The organism is Mesorhizobium sp. M7A.F.Ca.CA.004.04.2.1 (assembly GCF_004022825.1).
GTDB lineage: Bacteria > Pseudomonadota > Alphaproteobacteria > Rhizobiales > Rhizobiaceae > Mesorhizobium.
The window spans coordinates 1-9040 of the sequence record NZ_RZPH01000137.1; the positions used below are offsets into that span (position 1 = coordinate 1).

9 protein-coding genes and 1 pseudogene are annotated in these 9040 nt (G+C 63.7%); 6 read left to right on the top strand and 4 right to left on the bottom strand.

The features are described from left to right. Positions 1-209 (bottom strand): annotated as a pseudogene (locus EN893_RS08970) (chloride channel protein); the annotation flags it as partial. A gap of 158 nt (positions 210-367) precedes the next feature. Between EN893_RS08970 and rlmN the strand changes: the two are divergent. From rlmN to EN893_RS08985, 3 genes are read left to right on the top strand one after another with little or no spacing between them, the layout of a single operon-like run. Beyond that, positions 368-1603, top strand: coding sequence for a 23S rRNA (adenine(2503)-C(2))-methyltransferase RlmN (gene rlmN / locus EN893_RS08975; protein WP_127271171.1), 1236 nt, complete (start codon positions 368-370; stop codon positions 1601-1603). A 35-nt stretch (positions 1604-1638) separates the two neighbouring features. Then, on the top strand, positions 1639-2055 hold the full coding sequence (locus EN893_RS08980; protein WP_236382957.1) for a hypothetical protein: 417 nt from the start codon (positions 1639-1641) through the stop codon (positions 2053-2055). Further along, the gene (locus EN893_RS08985) at positions 2052-2531 is read left to right on the top strand and encodes a hypothetical protein (RefSeq protein WP_128361498.1); all 480 of its coding nucleotides are present in this window, start codon (positions 2052-2054) and stop codon (positions 2529-2531) included. Before EN893_RS08980 ends, EN893_RS08985 begins: the two co-directional genes overlap by 4 nt. A gap of 6 nt (positions 2532-2537) precedes the next feature. Here EN893_RS08985 and EN893_RS08990 read toward each other — a convergent pair whose 3' ends face one another. Both EN893_RS08990 and EN893_RS08995 read right to left on the bottom strand, forming a co-directional pair. Further along, positions 2538-3179, bottom strand: a complete 642-nt coding sequence (locus EN893_RS08990) for a LysE family translocator (protein WP_127271180.1) — start codon at positions 3177-3179, stop codon at positions 2538-2540. 125 nt (positions 3180-3304) lie between these two features. Continuing rightward, complete coding sequence (locus tag EN893_RS08995; protein WP_236382960.1) at positions 3305-5380, bottom strand: bifunctional diguanylate cyclase/phosphodiesterase; 2076 nt, start codon at positions 5378-5380, stop codon at positions 3305-3307. A gap of 298 nt (positions 5381-5678) precedes the next feature. Between EN893_RS08995 and EN893_RS09000 the strand changes: the two genes are divergently transcribed. After that, the gene (locus EN893_RS09000; RefSeq protein WP_127271182.1) at positions 5679-6902 is read left to right on the top strand and encodes an argininosuccinate synthase; all 1224 of its coding nucleotides are present in this window, start codon (positions 5679-5681) and stop codon (positions 6900-6902) included. Between the two features lie 5 nt (positions 6903-6907). After that, a complete protein-coding gene (locus EN893_RS09005; protein ID WP_127273228.1) occupies positions 6908-7429 on the top strand; it encodes a hypothetical protein in 522 nt (173 codons plus the stop codon). Between the two features lie 73 nt (positions 7430-7502). On the opposite strand, the gene EN893_RS09010 is transcribed toward EN893_RS09005, so the two are convergent. Further along, positions 7503-8300 (bottom strand): lytic transglycosylase domain-containing protein, encoded by a 798-nt coding sequence (locus EN893_RS09010; RefSeq protein WP_127271186.1) that lies wholly within the window; start codon positions 8298-8300, stop codon positions 7503-7505. A gap of 141 nt (positions 8301-8441) precedes the next feature. Here EN893_RS09010 and EN893_RS09015 point away from each other — a divergent pair. Further along, the coding region (locus tag EN893_RS09015) for an FAD-dependent oxidoreductase (RefSeq protein WP_128361499.1) at positions 8442-9040 on the top strand (599 nt) is incomplete at its 3' end.

Here is a 9040-nt window from a genome sequence, read left to right on the forward strand (position 1 = left end):
GGCAGATAGAAACGCCAGCCGCCTCCGTCTCCTGTCATCAGGTGAAACAGTTCCTGCGCCCTGTCCGCCAGCACCGCGAACAGCACGCTGATCACACCGATGCCAAGCGCCCCGGCCCAGAACACCAGGCGCGGCTGCCACACCCGCCGTGAGCCCCACATCGCGCGCGAACGCCGCAGCATGGGATATCTTCGCGATGTGCCGGCCATGTCTGTCCTCGAGCGGGGAGTATCGAGCCCTAACACGTGCAGGCCAGAGGTTAAACCGGCACAACCCATGACTCTGCCCTCAACCTGTGCTATGCGCCGCGCTTCCTTTCCGGCACGATGCGTGAAATCGGCCGCAAACCGCTTATATCAGTGCAACCATGACCCTTTCATTCGATCTCACCACTGACGGCGCCCGCGACGCGTTGCGCGCCCGCGCGGCACAGCCCGAAAAGCCGTCGCTGATCGGCCTGACGCGGGTCGAGCTCGCCGAGGCTCTGGTTGCATCAGGCACTGTGCCCGAGCGCCAGGCGAAAATGCGCGCCCAGCAGCTGTGGCACTGGATGTATGTGCGCGGCGTCTCCGATTTCGCCGGCATGTTCAACATTTCCAAGGATCTGCGCGCCGAACTGGACAAGCACTTCACCGTCGCCAGGCCCGAGATCGTCGAGGAGCAGATTTCCGCCGACGGCACGCGCAAATGGCTGTTCCGCTTTCCGCCGCGCGGCGCCGGCCGGCCGGTCGAGATCGAGACTGTCTACATTCCCGAAGAGGGTCGCGGCACGCTGTGCATCTCCTCGCAGGTGGGCTGCACGCTGACCTGCTCGTTTTGCCACACCGGCACGCAGAAGCTGGTGCGCAATCTGACGGCTGAGGAGATCCTCGCCCAGCTGCTCACCGCCCGCGACCGGCTCGGCGATTTTCCCGACCGCGACACGCCCGACGGCGCCATCGTGCCGGCCGAGGGCCGCAAAGTGTCCAACATCGTCATGATGGGAATGGGCGAACCGCTTTACAATTTCGAAGCGGTCAAGAAGGCGCTGCTGATCGCTTCCGACGGTGACGGCCTTTCCTTGTCGAAGCGCCGCATCACGCTGTCGACCTCCGGCGTCGTGCCGGAAATCTTCCGCACCGGCGAGGAGATCGGCGTCATGCTGGCGATCTCGCTGCATGCCACCAATGACGATCTGCGCGACCTGCTTGTGCCGATCAACAAGAAGTATCCGCTGAAGGAGCTGATCGCCGCCTGCCGCGCCTATCCCGGCCTGTCGAACGCCAAGCGCATCACCTTCGAATATGTGATGCTGAAGGATGTCAACGATTCCATCGAGGACGCCAAGGGGCTGATCAAGCTGCTCAAGGGCATTCCGGCCAAGATCAATTTGATCCCGTTCAACCCGTGGCCTGGCACCAACTACCAGTGCTCGGACTGGGAGACGATCGAGAAATTCGCCGACTACATCAACAACGCCGGCTATGCCTCGCCGATCCGCACGCCACGCGGCCGCGACATCCTCGCCGCCTGCGGCCAGCTCAAGTCCGACTCCGAGCGCATGCGCAAGGTCGACCGGCTGGCGCTGGAAGCGATGATGATAGCGGGGCACGGCGAGGCGTGAGCCGCCCCGTCGCCTGGCTGAAGCGCCTCGCCGTGATGGCGGTCGGCTATATCGCCGCCGTGCTGACCTCGATCCTGGTCCCGGTGCTGCTGATCGCTCTTCTGGAAGGTTTGGAAGATGGCAACTGGTCCATCATTTTCGCTTTCGACTGGCTGGGTTCCTTCCCGCTCGCGGTGTTGACCGTGACGATCGCCGCGCTGCTAATCGTCGGCCCGGCGCTCTTTGTCGCTGAATGGTTTTCGCTTCGGGGATGGTTCTACTTTGCCGCCACGGGTGCGATCACGTCCATCGCCTTTGGCGTGTCCATGCCGCGCTCGGCCGGCAGTTTTATCTTCAATCCGGGCTTTCTCGGTTTCCTGGCCACCGCCGGCATTGCCGCCGGTTCGGTCTACTGGCTTCTGGCCGGACGCAAGTCGGGCATGCGCCGGGATTTGGGCCGAGATCTGGGATGACCCGTCTCGTCGGCTACCTCATCCGTTTCACCGTCATCCTGTTCGGCTATGCCATCGCCTCGCTGGCGGCGAGCGCCTTCCTCAACATCCTGTTCCTGGCCTCTCTCGGCTACGCACCGGAGCAAGCGCAACCGGCGGTGACGGCTTCCCTGTATTTCTCGATTCCCTTCGTCGCCCTGTTCGTCGCCTATTTCGCCCTGATGCCGGCTTGCATAGTCATCCTGCTTGCCGAGATCCTCGGCCGGCGAGACTGGCTGTACTATGCCTTGGCGGGCGCGGCGGTTGCCGGCGGTTTTCTCGGGCTTGCCGACCACAGCGGTGACACCGCCTTCACGGTCAGGGACACCAGCGCCATCATGGCGGTGATCGGCGGCGGCATGGTCGGCGGCATCTTCTACTGGCTCAGCGCCGGGCGCTGGGCCGGAAGCTGGTGGCAAGGCGAACCAGAATCCGGCGATGGTGGTCGAGCAGGATGACGGCCGCTATTTCGCCTGGGCCGTCAGGATCTTGAGCGCGAAGGCGGAGAACACGCCGGCAAAGAGATAGTCGACCACCCGCGTGACGCGCGGGCTGGCCTTCATCGCCGCCGAGAACTTTTCCGCCGCCAGCACCATCGGCACGGTCACCGGGACCGACAACACGATGAACATGAGTCCGAGGAAAAACAGCTTTCCCGGGGCGTTCGGATCATGCGCGGAGACGAACTGCGGCAGGAAGGTCATGAAGAACAGGATGATCTTCGGGTTGAGCAGATTGACGCCGAGTCCCGCCGCCCAGCTGCGCAACAGCGAAATCTCGGGGCCGGTCTTCTTCTCCGGCGAAAAGGCCGAGCCCCTGGTGATCGCCTGCCAGGCCAGGAAGACGAGATAGCCCGCGCCGAAGATCTTCAGCACGAAGAAAGCCATCGGCGAGGCGACGATCAGTGCCGAGACACCGACAACCACCAGCGTGGTGTGGATCAGCGTGCCGCACAGCGCGCCGGCCATCGAGGCAAAGCCGGTGGCACGGCCCTGGTTGAGCGTGCGCGAGACGAACAGCGTCATGTCCGGACCCGGCGTGATCGCCAGGATGACCGTGGCAATGGCGAACTGGATCAGCGTGGCGGTGTCTGGAATGAACGACATGAGCGGCCCCAGGGAATTGGGAGGCCTATACAGGATGCGCCATGACGATGCCAGACACAGCAGCCACCCGATGTCGATCCAGCAGGCGTCCGCAAGGCATTCGCTGGACGGCCGGCCGCGGCGTCCTATGCCTGCCTGCTCAGCCGCATCCTCGCCGGCTCCTCCGCGACGAGTTGATCGTTGCTAACATCGGCGTCCCCGGTGATCTGGTCGATCGGCTTGGGCCGGCCGAGGAAATAGCCTTGCGCCTCGTTGCAGCCTTCGACCTGCAGGATGGTGAGCTGGACATGCGTCTCGACGCCTTCGGCAAGCACCGGAATGTCGAGGCTGCGGCCCAGCGTCAGCACCGCCCGGATGATGGCCTTGGCCTGCGGGCTTCGCTCGACGTCAGCCATGAACGAGCGGTCGAGTTTGATCTTGTCGAAGGGAAACGAGCGCAGCGTATCGAGCGATGAATAGCCGGTGCCGAAATCGTCGATCGCGATCGTCACCCCCAGCGCCTTGATCTGGCGCAGGACATGCAGCGTGCGCACCTTGTCGGCGACGATCGTCGATTCGGTGAGCTCCAGCTCCAACCGTTTCGGCGACAGCCCGGTCTCGATCAGGATTTGATGGATGAGCTTGGCGAGATCGGCATGGGCGAACTGTACCGGTGACAGATTGACCGCGATCTTGTGGCCATTGCCCCACGAGGCCGCCTGGCGGCACGCGGTCCGCAGCACCCATTCGCCGATCGCCATGATCGAGCCGTTCTCTTCGGCAATCGGGATGAATTCAGCGGGCGGAATCATGCCGTGCACGGGATGGGTCCAGCGCAGCAGCGCCTCGTAGCCGCAGGTGGCGCCGGTCGGGACCGAGGTCTGCACCTGATAGTGCAGCGAAAGCTCGCCGCGGTCGATCGCCTGGCGAAGGTCGGTGGCCAAGGCGCGGCGCGCCCGCGCCGTCTCGTCCATGGCGGATTCGTAGAAGCAGACGGCTCGCGTGACGTCGTTCTTCGCCCGGTACATGGCAAGATCGGCGTTGCTGACCAGCCGCTCGCGGTCGGCCCCGTCGCGCGGATAGACGGCGACGCCGATGCTGGCGCCCGCGGCGATCTCGAAATCGTCGAGCCGCAACGGTTCGAACAGGGATTTCTCCAGCCGCGAGACCAGCCCGAGAAGGTCCTTCTGATCCTTGAAGCGCTTGATCGCGGCGAACTCGTCACCGCCGAGCCGGGCGACGAACTCGCCCTCGCCGGTGAGTTTCGCCAGCCTGCGGGCGACGATCTTGAGCGCCTGGTCGCCGGCCGCATGCCCCCTGAGGTCGTTGATCTCCTTGAAGCGGTCGAGATCGATGACGATGACCGCCGTCATTGTGTCCTCGCCCTCGCGTGCCCGGTCGATCTCATGGTCGAGGCGGTCGTTGAAGGAGACCCGGTTGGGAAGGCCGGTAAGGGCGTCGTTGAGGGCGAGATGCTGAAGCCGCTCGAAACTCTCCAGACGGCCACGCTCATCGATCAGATAGCTGGCGAAGCCGGTGGCCGCGACGATCAGGCCCACCACGGCGACGGCGACCGCCATTGCCACCAGAATATCGGGATTGGTGCCTGTGCTGATGAAGGACAGCGGCGTCACCGCCACCGCGGCCATAGCCGTGAAATGCAGGCCGACGATCGCCAGCACCAGCAGCCCGATGGCGAGATAATGCGACCAGCGGTATGGCCGGCGCACGGCATGGCCGACGGCCAAGGCGGAGAACACGGCCGAGATGACCAGTGAGGCCACGACATAGGAGCCGTCCCATTCGACGATGCCGGCAACATGATAAGCCATCATGCCGGTGTAGTGCATGGACGAAATCGCCAGGCCGACGACGATGCCGCCCCATTCCGGAGCCAGGCGCCGGCTCTTGCCGGATGCGAGGGTGAAGCCCAGCCCGGTGCCGATGATGGCGATGACCAGGGATGCCATGGTCAGGACCGGATCGAAGGTGATCGGCGCGCCGGGCTGGTAGGCCAGCATGGCGATGAAATGGGTGCACCAGATCGACGAGCCGGCGGCGACCGCGGTCAGGAACAGCCAGCCCTTCATCTGCACGCCGGCGGTTTTCCTCGAACGGTCGAAGAGGCCGATCGTCACCCAGCAGCCGGTGACGCACATCAGCGCCGCCAGCAGGACAAGCCACAGATTATGCTCCATGGCGATGCATGATATAACGCGCATCAAGAACGGCCCGAGTCCGAGGACACCCACGACAAAGCAGGCAAGAAGCCGCCCGGAACGTGGTCAAGGCGGCTTTGTCGTAAGTGTTAGCGGCACGGCGTGAAAACTTGATTAAGTCCCTCCAGCAAATGCAGCCTTTGATTGCAGCAGATTGTTTTCGCTGCCGGCCGCCCCCGGCCATGCGCTGGACCAGAAGCCGTGCATGCACGCGTGCTTGCTCGCTCTGCCGTTCCTGCTAAAAGGCGCTGCGACAATCCGTGACGCCCAGGCTGGGGCGTCCGCCATCGACGGAGTAGAAATGTCCAAGGCCAAAGACGTCAAAAAAGTCGTGCTTGCCTATTCAGGCGGTCTCGACACATCCATCATCCTGAAATGGCTGCAGACTGAACTCGGCGCCGAAGTCGTGACTTTCACCGCCGATCTCGGCCAGGGCGGCGAACTCGAGCCGGCCCGTCGCAAGGCCGAGATGATGGGCATCAAGGACATCCGCGTCGTCGACGTGCGCGAGGAATTCGTGTCCGACTTCGTCTTCCCGATGTTCCGCGCCAACACCGTCTATGAAGGCACCTATCTGCTTGGCACCTCGATCGCGCGGCCGCTGATCTCCAAGCATCTGGTCGATATAGCGCGGGAAACCGGCGCCGACGCGATCGCGCATGGCGCCACCGGCAAGGGCAACGATCAGGTGCGCTTCGAGCTTTCGGCTTACGCATTGAACCCCGACATCAAGGTCATCGCGCCGTGGCGCGACTGGTCATTCAAGTCGCGCACCGACCTGATGAATTTCGCCGAGCAGCACCAGATCCCGGTGCCGAAGGACAAGAAGGGCGACGCACCGTTCTCGGTCGACGCCAACCTTTTGCATTCGTCCTCCGAGGGCAAGGTGCTGGAAGACCCGTGGGTGGAGCCGCCCGAATTCGTCCACCAGCGCACCGTTTCGCCGATGGACGCACCTGATACCGTCACCGAGATCGAGATCGAGTTCCTGAAGGGCGATCCGATCGCGCTGAACGGCAAGAAGCTGTCGCCGGCGACCATGCTGGCGGCACTCAACGATCTTGGCCGCGACAATGGCATCGGCCGGCTCGACCTGGTCGAGAACCGCTTCGTCGGCATGAAATCGCGTGGCGTCTACGAAACACCAGGCGGCACGATCCTGATTGCCGCCCACCGCGCCATCGAATCGATCACGCTCGACCGTGGGGCCGCCCATCTCAAGGACGAGTTCATGCCGCGTTACGCTGAGCTGATCTACAACGGCTTCTGGTTCGCGCCCGAACGGCTGATGCTGCAGGCGATGATCGACAAGAGCCAGGAAGAGGTCGAGGGCACGGTGCGCCTCAAGCTCTACAAGGGCAACGTCATGGTCACCGGCCGCAAGTCGAAGAAGACGCTCTATTCGGATGCGCTGGTCACCTTCGAGGACGACCGCGGCGCCTACGACCAGAAGGACGCCGCCGGCTTCATCCGTCTCAATGCGCTGCGGCTGAGGACGCTGGCCGCGCGCAACCGCGCCAAGTAGGGCGGATGCGCGGTTTCGGTCGCTGCCTGGCGCCCCTGGTTGTTCTGGCGACGCCGGCGGCGGGCCAGGAGTTCGACCCCGCCTCTCTCGACCTTCCGGCGCTGATCGAGTGCAGGGCGGACGTTCCGACCTACAACGACTTTGCCCTGTGGCTGTCCAGCGCACCGGGCGCCGTTGAAACGCTTGGCTGGAAGGAGGTTGCCTCGGGCAATCCGTTTCTCAGCCAATACGAACTGCCGGCCAAAATCCGCGTGTTCAACCGCGAGACAGGATCGATCGTGTTTACCGCTGCGGGGCCGATGGCCGTGCTCGACGGCGTTGCCGCGCCGGAGCTTGCCGAAGAACTCAACGTCATGGCCGTTTTTTCCACGCCGCAAAAATTCCTTGGCGAGAAGGTCGTTGTCCACAGCACCGAAGAGTCGGAAGGATTGACCTTCTCCACGGACGTCAAGCTTAACGTCTCGACCGTCGAGTCCCACCCCGGCAAGACCCTGGCCGGCTGCTCCTACACGCTCGAAATCAAATAAAAACCCGGCATTCGCGCCGGGTTTTCGATCAAGTCAGAAATGGCCGGGGCCCTTCTGCCCGGTGCATGGTCCGTCAATCGCCGTCGATCGCCGTGGCGATGCGGGCGATGGCCTGCTGATAGACGCTCGCGGAATTCCAGCCGGCAATCGCGCCCATATTCGCACTCGCGCTCGCGCCCGCCCGCCAGCCATGGCCCTTGAGGAAGTTGGCGGTGGAAGCCAGCGCCGTGCCCTTGTCGCGCAGGTTTCCGCCGCCGACGCCATATTTCAGGACGTTTCCTGGCAGGAACTGCGTGTGTCCGATCTCGCCATGCGCGGCGCCGACCGACGAGGCTGACAACGCCCCGCGATCAACCAGCTTCAGGGCTGCGATGGCATGCGGGTAGAAGAACCCCGGGCGGCGGCAATCATAGGCAAGCGTCAAAATGGCAGAGACGGTGTTCTGGTTGCCCATGGCCGAACCGAAGCCGGTTTCCATACCCCAGATGGCGAGCAACACGCCCGGCGACACGCCGTAATTCGCTTCGATCTTGGCGAACAGCGCCGCATTCGACTTTTTCAGCGACCGGCCCTTGGAAATAATCGCCGCGCCGCCGCGCCGCCGCATGAAATCGTCCACCGAGCCGCTGAAAGCCTTGTGAATGCCGCGGTCGACGGAGATCGTCTTGGTCGCGTAGTTCGCCCCGGCCAGAGCGGCCAGCCCCTTGGCGCCTACACCTTCCGACCTGGCCTGCGCGGCAAAATCCTGCTTCCAGGCCTCGAAGCCGGCGCCGGTCTTGCCGCAGCTGGCCGCTGCCTGTGCGCCCGTCGCCAGCGCAAGCACCGCCACCACGGCCGCTGCAAACATCTTTCCCTTGGCAAGAATTGCCATGTTGATCTCCTGGTTGCCTGAATCACGTCCCAATTGCGAACTTGCCAGCGAAACGCGCACTTGTCACTGTCACCGCTGCAATGCTGGCGAATGCCGTGGAATTTGCCTAGGATCAAGTGATTATTGTGGCAAGGGGGCTGCATGCAAGACGTTGATGTCGTCATCATCGGTGCCGGCTCGGCGGGTCTTGCCGCCGCCAGGACCCTGCAGGCCGCGGGGCTTTCCTTCACGCTGCTCGAAGCGATGGACCGAATCGGCGGGCGAGCCTGGACCAGCGACCAGCATTTCGGCGTGCCTTTCGACATCGGCTGCGCCTGGCTGCATGCCGCCGACCGCAATCCCTATTTTCCCGAAGCCCAGGCGGCAGGCTGGACGTTGCATCATCACGACATGAACGTTGATCATCTCTACTACCGCGAGCGCAAGGCGAGCGAAGCGGAAGAAGCCGACATGAAGGCCGCCGACGCAAAGCTGTTCGAACTGCTGGCCAGGCATGAAGTGAAGGACGGAGATGACGATCGTCTTTCGGCGCTTTTGGCAAAAGGCCATGCGCCGCGCGCCGCCGCCACCTTCGCCGGGCCGATGGATTTCGGTGCCGACGAGGACGAAATCTCGATCCTGGACTTCCAGGCCGCGGCCGATCTCGACCCGAACTACTTCAGCAAGGAGGGCCTTGGCGCGCTGGTGGCGCGTTTCGGCGCCGGCGTGCCGGTCGAACTGTCGACGCCGGTGCGCAAGAT

What these genes read in the sequence shown, in the direction of transcription:
- rlmN (WP_127271171.1), top strand. Translation starts at nt 368, where the DNA reads ATGACCCTTTCATTCGATCTCACCACTGACGGCGCCCGCGACGCGTTG.
- EN893_RS08980 (WP_236382957.1), top strand. Translation starts at nt 1,639, where the DNA reads ATGGCGGTCGGCTATATCGCCGCCGTGCTGACCTCGATCCTGGTCCCG.
- EN893_RS08985 (WP_128361498.1), top strand. Translation starts at nt 2,052, where the DNA reads ATGACCCGTCTCGTCGGCTACCTCATCCGTTTCACCGTCATCCTGTTC.
- EN893_RS09000 (WP_127271182.1), top strand. Translation starts at nt 5,679, where the DNA reads ATGTCCAAGGCCAAAGACGTCAAAAAAGTCGTGCTTGCCTATTCAGGC.
- EN893_RS08990 (WP_127271180.1), bottom strand. Translation starts at nt 3,179, where the DNA reads ATGTCGTTCATTCCAGACACCGCCACGCTGATCCAGTTCGCCATTGCC.
- EN893_RS09010 (WP_127271186.1), bottom strand. Translation starts at nt 8,300, where the DNA reads ATGGCAATTCTTGCCAAGGGAAAGATGTTTGCAGCGGCCGTGGTGGCG.
- EN893_RS09005 (WP_127273228.1), top strand. Translation starts at nt 6,908, where the DNA reads ATGCGCGGTTTCGGTCGCTGCCTGGCGCCCCTGGTTGTTCTGGCGACG.
- EN893_RS08995 (WP_236382960.1), bottom strand. Translation starts at nt 5,380, where the DNA reads ATGCGCGTTATATCATGCATCGCCATGGAGCATAATCTGTGGCTTGTC.